The organism is Streptomyces sporangiiformans (assembly GCF_005768555.2).
Classification (GTDB): domain Bacteria; phylum Actinomycetota; class Actinomycetes; order Streptomycetales; family Streptomycetaceae; genus Streptomyces; species Streptomyces sporangiiformans.
Genome location: NZ_VCHX02000301.1, coordinates 1 through 16,527, shown reverse-complemented (window position 1 = coordinate 16,527; position 16,527 = coordinate 1). Strand labels below are relative to the sequence as shown.

Here is a 16,527-nt window from a genome sequence, read left to right as displayed (position 1 = left end):
CGAGGCCGGGGCCGGGCGCCCGTCCCGCACGCCGCCCGGCCCCGCCCCGCTCGCCGGGCCCGCGCATCATCCGGCTCGCCAGTCCCCGCCCCCGCCTCCGCCTGGTCAGCCTCGCCCTGACCCTGGTGATGCTGGCCTTCGTGGTGCGGCTGCTCCAGGTGCAGGCGGTCGACGCCAGTGCGTACGCGGCCAAGGCCGAACAGAACCGCTACCTCACCCACACGCTGGCCGCCGAGCGCGGCGAGATCACCGATCGCAACGGCGTGGACCTGGCGATCAGCGCGGACGCGAACGACATCACGGCCGACCCGACGATGTTCACGCCGAAGATGACGAAGGTCGACGACGCGCCCGAGCAGGCCGCCGCGCTCCTCGGACCGATCCTCGACAAGGAGCCGGCCGAGATCGCCCACAAGCTCCGCACCAAGGGCACCCGGTACGTCCTGCTCGCCCGCCGCCAGACCCCCCAGGTCTGGACGCAGATCAAGGACCTGCAGAGCGCCCTCGCCGACAAGGCGGAGACGGACAAGACGGCCGTGAACGTCCTGGCCGGCGTCTTCCAGGAGCCCAGCAGCAAGCGGGTCTATCCGAACGGTGACCTCGGCGCGGGGATACTGGGCTGGGTCAACGCCGACGGCAAGGGCGGCGGCGGTATCGAGCAGCAGCTGAACAAGGAACTGGCCGGCAAGGACGGCAAGGTCCGCTACGCCCAGTCCGGCGGCCGTGAGGTTCCGACCGCGGACAACACCGAGACACCCGCCGTGGCCGGTTCCGACGTCGAGCTGACCATCGACCGCGACATCCAGTGGGCCGCGCAGAACGCCATCTCCGAGCAGGTGAAGAAGTCCAAGGCGGACCGCGGTTATGTGCTCGTGCAGGACAACAAGACCGGCGAGGTCCTCGCGATGGCCAATGCGCCGGGCTTCGACCCCAACGACCTCTCGGAGGCCGACTCGGCGGCGCTCGGCAACGCGGCCCTTCAGGACGCGTTCGAGCCCGGTTCCACCGCCAAGGTCATGTCGATGGCCGCCGTACTGGAGGAGAACGCCGCCACGCCCTCGACGCGGGTGACGGTGCCCAACCGGCTGCACCGCGGCGACCGGCTCTTCAAGGACGACGTCGACCACCCGACCTGGTACCTGACGCTCAACGGCGTGCTCGCCAAGTCCAGCAACATCGGCACCATCCTGGCGACCGGCCAGCTCGGCAAGACGCAGAAGAAGGCCAATCAGGTCCTCTACTCGTATCTGCGCAAGTTCGGCATCGGTCGCTACACCGGGCTCGGCTTCCCCGGCGAGACGGCGGGCCTTCTCGCACCCGCCGAGAAGTGGTCGACCTCGCAGCAGTACACGATTCCTTTCGGCCAGGGTGTCTCCATCAACGCGATGCAGGCCGCCTCCGTCTACTCGACGATCGCGAACGGCGGCGTACGCGTCGAACCGACCCTCGTACGAGGCACCAGGGGACCCGACGGTCGCTTCACATCCGCCGCCAAGCCCAAGAAAACAAGGGTCGTGAGCGAGAAAACGGCGAAAACCCTGGCGCAGATGCTGGAGTCCGTCGTGGACGACGAGGAGGGTACCGGCACCAAAGCCCGTATCCCGGGCTACCGCGTCGCGGGAAAGACAGGCACGGCCAACCGTGTGGATCCGGCCACCGGCCGCTACCGCGGCTACACCTCGTCGTTCGCCGGGTTCGCCCCTGCCGACAACCCCCGGGTGACCGTCTACTGCGCCATTCAGAACGCCACCAAGGGCAGCTACTTCGGCGGCCAGATCTGCGGGCCCGTCTACAAGAAAGTCCTGGAGTTCGCCCTGAAGACCCTGCAGGTGCCGCCCACCGGAGAGGAGGCCGCGAGGCTGCCGGTCACCTTCAAGCCCTGAGAAGCACCTTGGGAAGCCCTGACCGGCACCCTCCGGCCCCCACCGGAACCCCTGATCACCCGGCAACCCCCCCCAGGAACCGACTCGTGACAACGATCCCTCCCGACCCGGCGAACCACCCCGCGTACCACGCGGCGGACCTCACGGCGAACCACGCGACGGACCACCCGGCGCCCCGCCCCTCGCCCACCCGTATTCCCCCGCCGCCCTCGCCGGACCGCGCTGCGCGCGGACTCCCCTTTGGCTCCGGCGGGGGTGCGCCCGGTACGCTCACCGCCGTGCCACAAGCTGATCAGTCCCAAATCACCCAGAAGGGCGTTCCTGTGACATTTCCGGGGCCGCCGCGGCCGGTCCAGGTCTCCGCCGCACGCCTCGCGGACCTCGCCGATCAGTTGGGTGTCACCGCCCCCGCAGCCGCAGAGGTCACGGGCATCACCCACGACTCCCGAGCCGTCCGCCCAGGTGACCTCTACGCCGCCCTGCCCGGCGCCCGCATGCACGGCGCCGACTTCGTGACGCAGGCCGCCGGCCTCGGTGCCGCGGCCGTGCTCACGGACCCGACCGGCGCCGAGCGTGCCGCCGCGACCGGCCTCCCGGTCCTCGTGGTCGACGACCCGCGCGGACGGATGGGCGAGCTGGCCGCCACGATCTACGGTCACCCCGGTCGTGACCTCCTCCAGATCGGAATCACCGGTACCTCGGGCAAGACCACCACCGCGTACCTCGTCGAGGGCGGCCTCAAGGCCGTCCGCAGCACCGGCCTCATCGGTACGGTCGAGATGCGCATCGGCGACGAGCGGATCAAGTCGGAACGCACGACCCCCGAGGCGACCGACCTGCAGGCGCTGTTCGCGGTGATGCGTGAGCGCGGCGTGGACGCGGTCGCCATGGAGGTCTCCAGCCACGCGCTGGTCCTCGGCAGGGTCGACGGCTGCGTCTTCGACATCGCGGTCTTCACCAACCTCAGCCCGGAACACATGGAGTTCCACTCCGACATGGAGGACTACTTCCGGGCCAAGGCGGAGCTCTTCACGCCGAAACGCAGCAAGCTGGGCGTGGTCAACTTCGATGACGAATACGGACGCAGGCTCGTCCAGGAAGCCGCCGTCCCCGTGGTGACGTTCTCCGCCGAGGGACATCCGGACGCCGACTGGCGCGCCGAGGACGTCGAGGTGGGTCCGATGGACTCGACCTTCGTGGCGATCGGCCCCAAGGGGGAGCGGATCACCGCCAAATCGCCGCTCGCGGGCCCGTTCAACGTCGCCAACACGCTCGCCGCGATCGTCGCCCTCGCCGCCGCCGGGCTCGACCCGCAGACGGCGGCCGACGGCATCGCCGCGGTGCCGGGCGTGCCGGGCCGCCTGGAACGCGTGGACGAAGGCCAGGCCTACCTCGCGGTCGTCGACTACGCACACAAGACGGATGCCGTGGAATCGGTCCTGCGCGCGCTGCGCAAAGTGACGAGCGGCAACCTGCACATCGTGCTCGGCTGCGGCGGCGACCGGGACAAGACCAAGCGGATGCCGATGGGGGCCGCCGCGGCCCGCCTCGCCGACACCGCCGTACTGACGTCCGACAACCCCCGCGGCGAGGACCCCCTCGCGATCCTCGCCACGATGCTCGCGGGCGCCGCCGAAGTGCCGGCGCACGAGCGCGGCGAGGTGCAGGTCTTCGAGGACCGGGCCGCCGCGATCGCCGCCGCCGTCGCCCGCGCCGAGCCCGGCGACACCGTGCTGGTCGCGGGCAAGGGCCATGAGCAGGGCCAGGACATCGCCGGAGTGGTCCGTCCCTTCGACGACCGCCAGGTGCTGCGCGAAGCTATCCAGAAGACCCAGGGATGAACTTGTGATCGCCCTCTCTCTCGCCGAGATCGCCTCAGTCGTCGGCGGGCAGACGCACGACATACCGGATCCGTCGGTCCAGGTTTCCGGACCGGTCGTCAGGGACTCCCGCGAGGTGGAGCCAGGCAGTCTGTTCGTCGCCTTCGTGGGCGAGCGCGTGGACGGTCACGACTTCGCCGCCGACGTCGTCTCGGCCGGTGCCGTCGCCGTTCTGGCGTCCCGGCCCGTCGGCGTGCCCGCGATCGTCGTGGACGACGTCCAGATCGCCCTCGGCGCCCTCGCACGCCACGTCGTCGAGCGGCTCGGCGCGACCCTCGTGGCCCTCACCGGCTCCGCCGGCAAGACCAGCACCAAGGACCTGGTCGCCCAGGTGCTCCAGCGCAAGGCGCCGACGGTCTTCACACCGGGCTCGTTCAACAACGAGATCGGGTTGCCGCTCACCGCGCTCAGCGCCACCGAGGAGACCAGGTTCCTCGTGCTGGAGATGGGCGCCCGCGGCATCGGCCACATCCGCTATCTCACCGACCTGACGCCGCCGAAGATCGGCCTCGTCCTCAACGTGGGCACGGCGCACATCGGCGAGTTCGGCGGCCGCGAGCAAATCGCCCAGGCCAAGGGCGAGTTGGTGGAGGGCCTGCCGCCGTCGAGTGAGGGCGGCGCCGCGATCCTCAATGCCGACGATCCCCTCGTACGGGCCATGGCATCCCGTACGAAGGCGAAGGTGCTCCTCTTCGGCGAGTCCGGCGAAGCGGACGTACGGGCCGAGAACGTCCGGCTCACGGACAGCGGACAGCCGGCGTTCAGCCTTCACACACCCTCCGGGTGCAGTGACGTGACCATGCGCCTGTACGGTGAGCACCACGTGTCGAACGCGCTCGCCGCGGCCGCCGTCGCCCATGAGCTGGGCATGTCCGCAGACGAGATCGCCGTCGCGCTCTCCGAGGCGGGCTCCCTCTCCCGCTGGCGGATGGAGGTCACCGAGCGACCGGACGGCGTGACGGTCGTCAACGACGCCTACAACGCGAACCCCGAGTCCATGCGGGCCGCCCTCAGGGCGCTGGCGGCCATGGGCAAGGGGCGGCGGACCTGGGCGGTGCTCGGTCAGATGGCCGAGCTCGGGGACGAGGCGCTCGCCGAGCACGACGCGGTCGGACGGCTCGCCGTCCGGCTCAACGTCAGCAAGCTCGTCGCGGTCGGGGGCAGGGAAGCGTCCTGGCTTCAACTGGGCGCATATAACGAGGGTTCGTGGGGTGAGGAGTCGGTGCACGTGTCCGACGCACAGTCGGCGGTCGACCTGTTGCGCAGCGAGTTGCGCCCGGGAGACGTCGTACTCGTGAAGGCGTCCAGAGCGGTCGGGCTGGAGCGGGTGGCCCAGGCGCTGCTCGAGGGTGCCGAGGGTGAGGTCGCTGCCCGATGATGAATCAGATCCTGTTCGCGGGAGTCATCGGCCTCTTCCTGACTCTCGTGGGCACCCCCTTGCTGATCAAGCTGCTGGCCCGCAAGGGCTACGGCCAGTACATCCGCGACGACGGCCCGCGCGAGCACCACTCCAAGCGCGGTACGCCGACCATGGGTGGCATCGCCTTCATCCTGGCCACGATCGTCGCGTACTTCCTCAGCAAGGTGATCACCGGGAAGCCGCCGACGTTCTCGGGACTGCTGGTGCTCGGTCTGATGGCGGGGATGGGCCTGGTCGGCTTCCTCGACGACTACATCAAGATCGTCAAGCGGCGGTCGCTGGGCCTGCGGGCCAAGGCGAAGATGGCCGGCCAGCTGATCGTCGGCATCACCTTCGCGGTGCTCTCGCTGCAGTTCGCCGACAACCGCAACAACACCCCGGCCTCCACCAAGCTCTCCTTCGTGCAGGACTTCGGCTGGTCCATCGGCCCGGTGCTGTTCGTGGTCTGGGCGTTGTTCATGATCCTCGCGATGTCGAACGGCGTGAACCTGACGGACGGCCTGGACGGCCTGGCCACCGGCGCCTCCGTGATGGTCTTCGGCGCGTACACGTTCATCGGCGTCTGGCAGTTCCAGGAGTCCTGCGCCAACGCACAGACCCTGACCAACCCGGAAGCCTGTTTCGAAGTGCGAGATCCACTTGATCTCGCCGTCGTCGCCGCCGCGCTCATGGGCGCCTGCTTCGGCTTCCTGTGGTGGAACACCTCACCCGCCAAGATCTTCATGGGCGACACCGGTTCGCTGGCGCTCGGCGGCGCGCTCGCCGGTCTCGCGATCTGCTCCCGCACCGAGCTGCTGCTCGCGCTGCTGGGCGGTCTGTTCGTCCTCATCACCATGTCGGTCGTCATCCAGGTCGGTTCGTTCCGCCTGACCGGCAAACGCGTCTTCCGGATGGCCCCGCTCCAGCACCACTTCGAACTCAAGGGCTGGTCCGAAGTCCTGGTGGTGGTCCGCTTCTGGATCATTCAGGGCATGTGCGTCATCGTGGGTCTGGGTCTCTTCTACGCAGGATGGGCAGCCGACAAGTGACGACCTGGGCAGGCCGGAACATCACCGTCGCCGGTCTCGGCGTGAGCGGCATCAGCGCCGCCCGCGCCCTGGCCGGTTTCGGCGCGTCGGTCACGGTCGTCGACGGTGGTGATTCGCCGGCGCACCGGGAGCGGGCCGCCGCCCTTGAGGCGGAGGGCATTTCGGTACGTCTCGCGGACGCCGAGACGCTTCCCGAGGGCACCGACCTCGTGGTCACCTCTCCGGGCTGGAAGCCGGGCAGCCCCCTGTTCGTGGCCGCCGACGCGGCGGGCGTGGACGTCGTCGGCGACGTGGAGATCGCCTGGCGTCTGCGCGGCCCCGACGCGGCTCCCTGGCTCGCTGTCACGGGCACCAACGGCAAGACCACCACCACCCAGATGCTCGCGTCGATCCTGAGCGCCGCCGGCCTGCGTACGGCCGCGGTGGGCAACATCGGCACCCCGATCATCGACGTGGTGCTCTCGGCGGAGCCGCATGACGTCCTGGCGGTCGAGCTGTCCAGCTACCAGCTGCACTGGGCGCCCTCCCTTCGCGCCCACTCCGCTGTCGTCCTGAACCTCGCTCCCGACCACCTCGACTGGCACGGTTCCATGGAGGCGTACGCCGCCGACAAGGGCCGTATCTACGAGGGCAATCGGGTCGCCTGCGTCTACAACGCGGCCGACAAGGCCACCGAGGACCTGGTGCGCGAGGCGGACGTCGAGGAGGGGTGCCGGGCGATCGGCTTCACGCTGGGTACGCCAGCTCCGTCCCAACTCGGCGTCGTCGAGGGCATCCTGGTCGACCGCGCCTTCGTCGAGGACCGAGGCCGGCAGGCCCAGGAGCTCGCGGAGGTCACGGACGTACAGCCGCCCGCCCCGCACAACATCGCCAACGCCCTTGCGGCGGCCGCTCTGGCACGCGCCTTCGGAGTGCCCGCCGCGGCCGTACGCGACGGGCTGCGGGCCTTCCGTCCGGACGCCCACCGTATCCAGCACGTGGCCGACGTCGGCGGCGTCGCCTACATCGACGACTCCAAGGCCACCAACACCCACGCGGCGGAAGCGTCCTTGGCGGCGTACGAGTCGATCGTGTGGATCGCGGGCGGGCTGGCCAAGGGCGCGACCTTCGACGAGCTGGTCGCCAAGTCGGCAAAGCGACTGCGGGGGGTCGTCCTGTTCGGCGCCGACCGGGCCCTGATCCGCGAAGCGCTCGCGCGACACGCGCCCGAGGTACCGGTCGTCGACCTCGACCGGACCGACACTGGGGCGATGCTCGAGGCTGTCCAGGAGGCGACACGGCTCGCCTGCCCCGGCGACACGGTGCTCATGGCTCCCGCTTGTGCCTCCATGGACATGTTCACCAACTACAACCAGCGCGGCGACAGGTTCGCGGAGGCCGTCCGCGAACTCGGCGCCGCGAGCGCCTGACGGCGGGTCCGGGCCGGTCCGGGCACGCCCGGGACCCTTGGGAGGGACGTGTGACGCCATCGTGGTCCGTGAGTCCGGTGTTGCACCGCGCCCCTGAAGGGGCGAGCGCCCCGTCAGGGGCGCGGGGCTGTGACGTCATGCGGCTCCGCCGCGTCGGCGCGACGGCCACCCGGGGCCCGCAGCTTACGAACCGCGTTCCCAGCGGAGCGCACGTGCACCGGCGGTGGCTGTGATGGCCGGCAGCCGCACCGGCCGGCCCGCCGGCCAGCGGGCCACCGCGGGGCGCCCCGCGGCCTCCCGTCCCGCCCGCCCCTCCGGTTCCTCGGGTGACAGTGCGGTACGCCGCCTCTACGTCCGCGCACGCCGTGCCTGGGACCGGCCGCTGACCGCGTACTACCTGATCTTCGGCAGCAGTCTGCTGATCACCATTCTCGGAATCGTGATGGTGTACTCGGCCTCCCAGATCACAGCGCTGCAGCTGTCACTGCCCGGGTCGTACTTCTTCCGCAAGCAGTTCGTGGCGGCCGTGCTGGGCACCGGACTGCTGCTGCTCGCCTCGCGGATGCCGACCAAACTGCACCGGGCGCTGGCCTATCCGATACTCCTCAGTGCCGTCTTCCTGATGATCCTGGTGCAGGTACCGGGGATAGGGCTGGCGGTGAACGGCAACCAGAACTGGATCTCGGTCGGGGGCCCGTTCCAGCTCCAGCCCAGCGAGTTCGGCAAGCTCGCGCTCGTGCTGTGGGGCGCCGATCTACTCGCCCGCAAACAGGACAAGCGGCTGTTGATCCAGTGGAAGCACATGCTGGTGCCGCTCGTCCCGGTGGCCTTCATGCTGCTCGGGTTGATCATGCTCGGTGGCGACATGGGCACGGCGATCATTCTCACAGCGATCCTGTTCGGGCTGCTGTGGCTGGCCGGAGCGCCGACGCGGCTCTTCGCGGGCGTCCTGGCGGTCGCCGCGACGATCGGCGTGATACTCATCAGGACCAGCCCGAACCGCATGGCGCGGCTCTCCTGCCTCGGCGCCACCGAACCCGGACCGAACGACACCTGCTGGCAGGCCGTGCACGGCATCTACGCCCTCGCGTCCGGTGGACTCTTCGGTTCGGGCCTCGGTGCGAGTGTGGAGAAATGGGGGCAACTGCCGGAAGCCCACACCGACTTCATCTTCGCCGTCACCGGTGAGGAACTGGGCCTCGCGGGGACGCTGTCGGTGCTCGCCCTCTTCGCGGCTCTAGGCTATGCGGGTATCCGCGTGGCCGGACGCACGGAGGACCCCTTCGTGAGGTACGCCGCGGGAGGTGTGACCACCTGGATCACGGCCCAGGCCGTGATCAACATCGGTGCGGTGCTCGGCCTGCTGCCGATCGCCGGAGTCCCGCTCCCGCTGTTCTCCTACGGGGGTTCCGCCCTGCTGCCGACCATGTTCGCCATCGGGCTCCTGATCGCCTTCGCGCGTGAGGACCCCGCTGCGCGGGCGGCGCTTGCGATGCGGCAACCACGCTTTGGTAGAAAGCGGGCTGGAGGCAGCTCCGGAACCAATCGGAGACCTCGCAGCTGGAACACGATGAGACGGCGTGCCTCGGCGGCGCGCTCGTCCGGAGAGCGGTGAATTTCGGTGCATGTCGTACTTGCCGGTGGGGGGACCGCCGGCCACATCGAGCCCGCGCTCGCCCTCGCGGACGCCCTGCGCAGGCAGGACCCGGCCGCGGGCATCACGGCCCTGGGCACGGAGCGCGGACTCGAGACCCGACTCGTACCCGAGCGGGGCTATGAACTCGCGCTGATCCCCGCCGTCCCGCTGCCACGCAAACCCACCCCCGAGCTGATCACCGTCCCCGGGCGGCTGCGCGGCACGATCAAGGCGGCCGAGCAGATCCTGGAGCGCACCAAGGCCGACGCGGTCGTCGGCTTCGGCGGCTATGTGGCTCTGCCCGCGTACCTGGCGGCCAAGCGCCTCGGCGTCCCGATCATCGTCCACGAGGCCAACGCCCGGCCCGGCCTGGCCAACAAGATCGGTTCGCGGTACGCCGCCCAGGTCGCCGTGTCGACTCCGGACAGCAAGCTCCGCGGTGCCCGCTACATCGGCATCCCGCTGCGCCGCTCCATCGCCACGCTCGACCGGGCGGCCGTACGCCCCGAGGCCCGCGCCGCGTTCGGGCTCGACCCCGCCCTGCCGACCCTGCTGGTCTCCGGCGGCTCGCAGGGTGCCCGCCGTCTCAACGAGGTGGTCCAGCAGGTCGCCCCGTACCTCCAGCAGGCCGGTATCCAGGTCCTGCACGCGGTCGGCCCGAAGAACGAACTGCCGCACGTCCAGCAGATGCCGGGGATGCCCCCGTACATCCCGGTACCGTACGTGGACCGGATGGACCTCGCATACGCCGCGGCCGACATGATGCTCTGCCGCGCGGGCGCGATGACCGTCGCCGAACTCTCCGCCGTCGGGCTCCCCGCCGCCTACGTCCCGCTGCCGATCGGCAACGGCGAACAGCGGCTGAACGCCCAGCCGGTGGTCAAGGCCGGCGGCGGGCTGCTGGTCGACGACGCGGAGCTGACCCCCCAGTGGGTGCAGGCCAACGTCCTGCCCGTGCTCGCGGATCCGCACCGGCTGTACGAGATGTCCCGCGCCGCCTCCGAGTTCGGCCGCCGGGACGCCGACGAACTGCTCGTCGGGATGGTGTACGAGGCGATCGCGTCGCGCCGTTAGACGCGCGGCAGAAGGCAGGGGAGCGTGGCCGGACCGACGACCGCCGAACGCGGCGAGCGTGAGCGAGTGGGGTCCGGCCCGCCCCGGCCGCCCCGCCTCAGGAGACTGCCCCGTCTCAAGAGGCCGCCCCGGCCTCGTACGCTCATCATTCTGCTCGTCTGCGTCGCCCTGCTCGGCACGGGCGGTGTCTGGGTGCTCTACGGCTCGCAATGGCTGCGCGTGGAGCGAGTATCGGCCTCGGGGACGCGGGTCCTGACGGCCCAGCAGGTGCTCCAGGCGGCCGATGTGCCCGTCGGATCACCGATGATTTCGGTCGACACCGATGCGATTGAGGCAAGACTCCGCCGGAAATTGCCCCGAATTGACTCGGTTGATGTCGTCCGTTCCTGGCCACAGGGAATCGGGCTGAAAGTGATTGAGCGCACTCCGGTTGTGATTATCGAAAACACTGAAAAACGGGGTAATTTCGTCGAAGTGGACGCCAAGGGGGTGCGATACGCGACGGTTTCGCGCGCTCCGAAGGGCGTGCCCGCACTGGAATTGCCGGCGCCTCTGTCCGCGGCCCGGCCTTCGTCCCAGACCTCCTCGCAGTCCGCGAGCCTGCGTCGTTTCGGGATCGACCGGTTGGTGCGCGAGGCGGTGCGTGTCGCCGGTTCCCTCCCGCCCGCCGTCGCCCGCGACACCCGGACGGTCAAGGTCCGTTCGTACGACTCCATCTCACTGGAGTTGAGGGGGAACCGGACCGTCGCGTGGGGTAACGGTGAGGAGGGGCGCGCGAAGGCCAGAGCGCTGACAGCGCTCATGAAAGCCGCTCCCGAGGCGCGGTACTTCGACGTCAGCGTTCCCACCGCCCCTGCGTCATCAGGGAGTTGACGCACATCCGCGCAGGCCAGCACCCTGGTTGGGCAGCGCTATGGCTGATCACATAGGGTGAAAAGAAAAACGGGAGGTTCGGCGTGTTCGTTGAACGGGCGCCACTTGTCGACTTAGTGTCCTGTTCGGAAGAGTCCAAGGAACAGACACACTGGTAACCCTAAACTTCAGGGTTAGGGTTCGGGTCGGCGTTCGGACCGTCCCAAATTCGGCATCAGTCGTCGGATCGCTCCCACGCGAGGCGGCGACACGTAACTCGAGGCGAGAGGCCTTCGACGTGGCAGCACCGCAGAACTACCTCGCAGTCATCAAAGTCATCGGTGTCGGCGGCGGTGGTGTCAATGCCATCAACCGGATGATCGAGGTCGGTCTCAAGGGTGTCGAGTTCATCGCCATCAACACCGATGCGCAAGCTCTGTTGATGAGCGACGCCGACGTCAAGCTGGACGTCGGCCGCGAACTCACCCGCGGACTCGGCGCCGGAGCCAACCCGGCCGTCGGCCGCAAGGCAGCCGAGGACCACCGCGAGGAGATCGAGGAGGTCCTCAAGGGGGCCGACATGGTCTTCGTGACGGCCGGTGAAGGCGGCGGCACCGGCACCGGCGGCGCGCCCGTCGTGGCCAACATCGCCCGGTCTCTCGGGGCACTCACCATCGGCGTGGTCACGCGGCCGTTCACCTTCGAGGGGCGGCGCCGCGCCAACCAGGCCGAGGACGGCATCGCCGAGCTCCGCGAAGAGGTCGACACCCTCATCGTCATCCCGAACGACCGGCTGCTGTCCATCTCGGACCGCCAGGTCTCCGTCCTCGACGCCTTCAAGTCGGCGGATCAGGTCCTGCTCTCCGGTGTCCAGGGCATCACCGACCTCATCACCACGCCCGGCCTGATCAACCTCGACTTCGCCGACGTCAAGTCCGTGATGTCCGAGGCCGGTTCGGCCCTCATGGGTATCGGCTCGGCCCGCGGCGACGACCGCGCGGTGGCCGCCGCCGAGATGGCGATCTCCTCGCCGCTCCTGGAGGCGTCCATCGACGGCGCCCGTGGCGTACTGCTCTCCATCTCCGGCGGCTCCGACCTCGGCCTGTTCGAGATCAACGAAGCCGCCCAGCTGGTGAGCGAGGCCGCGCACCCCGAGGCCAACATCATCTTCGGCGCGGTGATCGACGACGCGCTCGGTGACGAGGTCCGGGTCACCGTCATCGCGGCCGGCTTCGACGGCGGACAGCCCCCGTCCAAGCGGGACAACGTCCTCGGCTCGTCCTCCGCCAAGCGCGAGGACTCCACGCCGGCACGGCCCAACGACAGCCGCCCGTCCTTCGGCTCCCTCGGCAGTGTCACGCCGAAGGAGGAGCAGGAGCCCGCCCCGGAGTCCATGAGCAACGAACTCCCCCCGGTCTCCCCGCCGGTTCCGCCGTCCCGGAGCTACTCCGACAGTGCTGCCGAAGAGCTGGACGTGCCGGACTTCCTCAAGTGATAGGACAGCGCGACACCGCGAGCGGCGCGCACTTCGCCTTCACCGACCGGTGGGGCGGGGTGAGCGCCGTTCCGTACGAGGAGCTCAATCTCGGCGGAGCGGTCGGCGACGCCGCCGACGCCGTACGCACCAATCGTGAACTGGCAGCCAAGTCGCTCGGTCTCGACCCGGCCCGGGTCGTGTGGATGAACCAGGTGCACGGGTCCGACGTCGCCGTGGTCGAGGAGCCGTGGGGGGATCGGCCGGTACCGCGGGTCGACGCCGTGGTCACCGCACGCAGCGGCCTCGCCCTCGCCGTACTCACCGCCGACTGCACACCCGTCCTGCTCGCCGACCCCGTCGCCGGCATCGTGGCCGCGGCTCACGCGGGTCGGCCCGGCATGGTCGCAGGGGTCGTGCCCGCCGCCGTCGCGGCGATGACCGAACTCGGTGCGCGGGCGGACCGGATCGTCGCCCGCACCGGTCCCGCCGTCTGCGGCCGCTGCTACGAAGTACCGGACGCGATGCGCGCCGAGGTCGCCGCCGCCGAGCCGGCGGCGTACGCCGAAACCAGCTGGGGCACTCCGGCGGTCGATGTGACCGCCGGAGTGCATGCGCAGCTCGAACGGCTCGGGGTGCGCGACCGGGAGCAGTCACCGGTGTGCACGCTCGAATCGGGCGACCACTTCTCGTACCGCCGCGATCGCACCACCGGTCGGCTCGCGGGCTATGTCTGGCTGGACTGATAGGGCATGACGGACCGTAAGGCGCAGATCGCCGCAAACCTGGCGAAAGTCGAAGAGCGCATCGCGGCGGCCTGTGCGGCAGCGGGGCGCGCGCGCGAAGAGGTGACCCTGATCGTGGTCACCAAGACGTACCCCGCGAGCGATGTGCGGATCCTGTCGGAACTCGGGGTGCGCCATGTCGCCGAGAATCGGGACCAGGATGCGGCACCCAAGGCCGCCGCATCCGCGGACCTGCCGCTCACCTGGCATTTCGTCGGGCAGCTGCAGACCAACAAGGTGCGTTCCGTGGTCGGTTACGCGGACCTCGTGCAGTCCGTCGACCGCGGCAGGCTCGTCACCGCGCTGTCGAGGGAGGCCGTACGCGTCGAGCGTGAGGTGGGCTGCCTCCTTCAGGTCGCGCTCGACGCCGACGAGAGCGGCAGGGGGGCGCGGGGTGGCGTGGGGCCGGGCGGAATCGAAGAATTGGGCGAGCTTGTCGCGAAAGCACCAGGACTGCGGCTCGACGGACTGATGACCGTCGCCCCGCTCACCGGACCGTACGCGGGACGTGAACAAGAGGCGTTCCAGCGGCTGATGGATTTGTCGACTGACCTGCGCAGGGCTCATCCGGCTGCGAACATGGTCTCGGCAGGGATGAGTGCGGACCTGGAAGAGGCCGTGGCCGCCGGAGCGACACATGTGCGCGTCGGCACTGCGGTACTCGGAGTACGCCCCAGGCTCGGGTAACGTCGCCAAGAAGTCGGACCACAGCAGAGAAAATATGGTCATTACCGCCGATAAGCGGGCATACGACCTAGTGGATCGCGGGCACTTGGTAACAGTCAGCCGATCCACCACAGAGCGGAGGACTCAGAGCATGGCCGGCGCGATGCGCAAGATGGCGGTCTACCTCGGCCTCGTGGAGGACGATGGGTATGACGGCAGGGGGTTCGACCCCGACGACGACTTCGAGCCCGAACTCGATCCGGAGCCCGAGCGGGATCGGCGGCGCCTCGAGCCGCCGCACCAATCACACCAGTCGCATCAGTCCCAACGGGACGAATCGGTACGAGTGGTGCAGCCCCCCGTTCAGCGTGATCCCGTGCCACATTCCGCTTCGCTATCTGCGGAATCTGGGCGTCCGGCGCGAATCGCCCCCGTGGCGTCCATCACACAAGAACGTCAAAGCCTGGAGAAGAACGCACCGGTGATCATGCCCAAGGTCGTGTCGGAACGAGAGCCGTACCGGATCACCACACTGCACCCTCGGACCTACAACGAGGCCCGTACCATCGGGGAACACTTCCGTGAAGGCACCCCGGTGATCATGAATTTGACTGAGATGGATGACACAGATGCGAAGCGACTTGTCGACTTTGCAGCCGGTTTGGTGTTTGGTCTTCACGGCAGCATCGAGCGGGTGACGCAGAAGGTGTTCCTGTTGTCGCCTGCTAACGTCGATGTCACGGCGGAGGACAAGGCCCGCATCGCAGAGGGCGGGTTCTTCAACCAGAGCTGAAACGCAGGACCGAACCAAGCGCGGAAACAGGGGAGAGGGAAGCACGGATCATGAGCGTGGTTTTGGATGTCATCTACATCGCGCTGATGTGTTTCCTCATCGTGCTGATCTTCCGGCTGGTCATGGACTACGTCTTCCAGTTCGCCCGCTCATGGCAACCCGGCAAGGCGATGGTGGTCGTTCTGGAGGCCACCTACACTGTCACCGATCCACCGCTCAAGCTCCTGCGGCGGTTCATCCCGCCGTTGCGTCTCGGGGGCGTGGCGCTCGACCTGTCCTTCTTCGTACTGATGATCATCGTCTACATCCTGATCTCCGTTGTGAGCCGGCTGTGAACGATACGGTCTTGCCGAACGCCGACGATGCCGACGACTACGTTGAGGTGAAGAGATGCCGTTGACCCCCGAGGACGTGCGGAACAAGCAGTTCACGACCGTCCGCCTCCGAGAAGGCTATGACGAGGACGAGGTCGATGCCTTCCTCGATGAGGTCGAAGCCGAACTGACCCGCCTGCTCCGCGAGAACGAGGACCTGCGCGCCAAGCTCGCCGCGGCCACACGTGCCGCCGCGCAGAGCCAGCAGCAGGGCATGCGTAAACCACCCGAGCAGCAGGATCAGCAGCAACAGCAGGGGCCGCCGCAGGGCATGCGTGGCGGTCCGGGTGGTCCCGTACCCGCCGGCATATCGGGCCCGCCGCAGCAGCAGATGGGTGGCCCCATGGGTGGTCCCCCCGCGCTGCCGAGCGGTGCACCGCAGCTGCCCGCGGGTCCCAGCGGGCAGGGCGGTCCGCAGGGTGGTCCCGGCCAGATGGGTCAGGGACCCATGGGCCAGGGTCCCGGCCAGATGCAGGGGCAGATGCCGCAGCAGATGGGCGGCCCGATGGGCGGTCCCATGGGTGGCCCCATGGGCGGGCACGGCCCGCAGATGGGTCAGCCCGGTCAGGGCCCCGGTGGCGACAGCGCCGCCCGTGTCCTCTCGCTGGCCCAGCAGACCGCCGACCAGGCGATCGCCGAGGCCCGTTCCGAGGCCAACAAGATCGTCGGCGAGGCGCGCAGCCGTGCCGAGGGTCTGGAGCGTGACGCCCGTGCCAAGGCCGACGCCCTGGAGCGGGACGCCCAGGAGAAGCACCGCGTCGCGATGGGCTCCCTGGAGTCCGCTCGCGCCACGCTGGAGCGCAAGGTCGAGGACCTGCGCGGCTTCGAGCGGGAGTACCGGACGCGTCTGAAGTCGTACCTCGAGTCCCAGCTGCGTCAGCTGGAGACCCAGGCCGACGACTCGCTCGCTCCGCCGCGTACGCCGGCAGCCGCCTCGCTGCCCTCGTCGCAGTCGCCTTCCATGGCTCCGGCCGGTGCCAGCGCGCCGTCCTACGGCGGCAACCAGTCCATGGGAGGTGGCCCGGCCCCCGCTGCCCCGTCCTACGGCGGTCAGCAGCAGATGTCGCCGGCCATGACCCAGCCGATGGCGCCGGTGCGGCCGCAGGGCCCGTCGCCGATGCAGCAGGCTCCCTCGCCGATGCGTGGGTTCCTCATCGACGAGGACGACAACTGACGGCCTCTTATACGCCTTAGGCGTCGGCAGCGTTCAAGGGCGGGGCCCCCGAATTTCGGGGGCCCCGCCCTGCTGCTGT

At 69.3% G+C, this 16,527-nt stretch carries 14 protein-coding genes; all 14 read left to right on the top strand.

Going from position 1 to position 16,527, the window contains the following annotated elements; genetic code table 11:
* The coding region (locus FGD71_RS37580) for a peptidoglycan D,D-transpeptidase FtsI family protein (protein WP_240436961.1) at window positions 1-1,883 on the top strand (1,883 nt) is incomplete at its 5' end.
* A gap of 323 nt (window positions 1,884-2,206) precedes the next feature.
* On the top strand, window positions 2,207-3,724 hold the full coding sequence (locus FGD71_RS37575) for a UDP-N-acetylmuramoyl-L-alanyl-D-glutamate--2,6-diaminopimelate ligase (RefSeq protein ID WP_119105030.1): 1,518 nt from the start codon (window positions 2,207-2,209) through the stop codon (window positions 3,722-3,724).
* Window positions 3,725-3,728: 4 nt separating this feature from the next.
* Window positions 3,729-5,141 (top strand): UDP-N-acetylmuramoyl-tripeptide--D-alanyl-D-alanine ligase, encoded by a 1,413-nt coding sequence (locus FGD71_RS37570; RefSeq protein ID WP_119105029.1) that lies wholly within the window; start codon window positions 3,729-3,731, stop codon window positions 5,139-5,141.
* Complete coding sequence (gene mraY, locus FGD71_RS37565) at window positions 5,141-6,211, top strand: phospho-N-acetylmuramoyl-pentapeptide-transferase (RefSeq protein WP_181359359.1); 1,071 nt, start codon at window positions 5,141-5,143, stop codon at window positions 6,209-6,211. The genes FGD71_RS37570 and mraY overlap by 1 nt, the downstream gene beginning before the upstream one ends.
* On the top strand, window positions 6,193-7,620 hold the full coding sequence (murD, locus tag FGD71_RS37560; protein ID WP_119105027.1) for a UDP-N-acetylmuramoyl-L-alanine--D-glutamate ligase: 1,428 nt from the start codon (window positions 6,193-6,195) through the stop codon (window positions 7,618-7,620). Before mraY ends, murD begins: the two co-directional genes overlap by 19 nt.
* A gap of 232 nt (window positions 7,621-7,852) precedes the next feature.
* Complete coding sequence (gene ftsW, locus FGD71_RS37555) at window positions 7,853-9,235, top strand: putative lipid II flippase FtsW (protein WP_119105026.1); 1,383 nt, start codon at window positions 7,853-7,855, stop codon at window positions 9,233-9,235.
* A 6-nt stretch (window positions 9,236-9,241) separates the two neighbouring features.
* Entirely contained in the window at window positions 9,242-10,330 is a 1,089-nt protein-coding gene (murG, locus tag FGD71_RS37550; RefSeq protein WP_119105025.1) for an undecaprenyldiphospho-muramoylpentapeptide beta-N-acetylglucosaminyltransferase, read from the top strand.
* Between the two features lie 24 nt (window positions 10,331-10,354).
* Window positions 10,355-11,203: a cell division protein FtsQ/DivIB gene (locus tag FGD71_RS37545; RefSeq protein WP_119105024.1), complete on the top strand. Its 849-nt coding sequence runs from the start codon at window positions 10,355-10,357 to the stop codon at window positions 11,201-11,203.
* Window positions 11,204-11,480: 277 nt separating this feature from the next.
* Window positions 11,481-12,677, top strand: coding sequence for a cell division protein FtsZ (gene ftsZ, locus FGD71_RS37540; protein WP_119105023.1), 1,197 nt, complete (start codon window positions 11,481-11,483; stop codon window positions 12,675-12,677).
* Window positions 12,674-13,402 carry a peptidoglycan editing factor PgeF gene (gene pgeF, locus FGD71_RS37535; protein ID WP_119105022.1) on the top strand — a complete coding sequence of 243 codons (729 nt, stop codon included), beginning with the start codon at window positions 12,674-12,676 and terminating at the stop codon, window positions 13,400-13,402. The genes ftsZ and pgeF overlap by 4 nt, the downstream gene beginning before the upstream one ends.
* Before the next feature lie 6 nt (window positions 13,403-13,408).
* A complete protein-coding gene (locus tag FGD71_RS37530) occupies window positions 13,409-14,128 on the top strand; it encodes a YggS family pyridoxal phosphate-dependent enzyme (protein ID WP_119105021.1) in 720 nt (239 codons plus the stop codon).
* 130 nt (window positions 14,129-14,258) lie between these two features.
* The gene (locus tag FGD71_RS37525; protein WP_119105020.1) at window positions 14,259-14,900 is read left to right on the top strand and encodes a cell division protein SepF; all 642 of its coding nucleotides are present in this window, start codon (window positions 14,259-14,261) and stop codon (window positions 14,898-14,900) included.
* A gap of 50 nt (window positions 14,901-14,950) precedes the next feature.
* Window positions 14,951-15,235, top strand: a complete 285-nt coding sequence (locus FGD71_RS37520; RefSeq protein ID WP_030596379.1) for a YggT family protein — start codon at window positions 14,951-14,953, stop codon at window positions 15,233-15,235.
* Between the two features lie 55 nt (window positions 15,236-15,290).
* Window positions 15,291-16,448: a DivIVA domain-containing protein gene (locus FGD71_RS37515; protein WP_119105019.1), complete on the top strand. Its 1,158-nt coding sequence runs from the start codon at window positions 15,291-15,293 to the stop codon at window positions 16,446-16,448.
* Window positions 16,449-16,527: the final 79 nt, after the last annotated feature.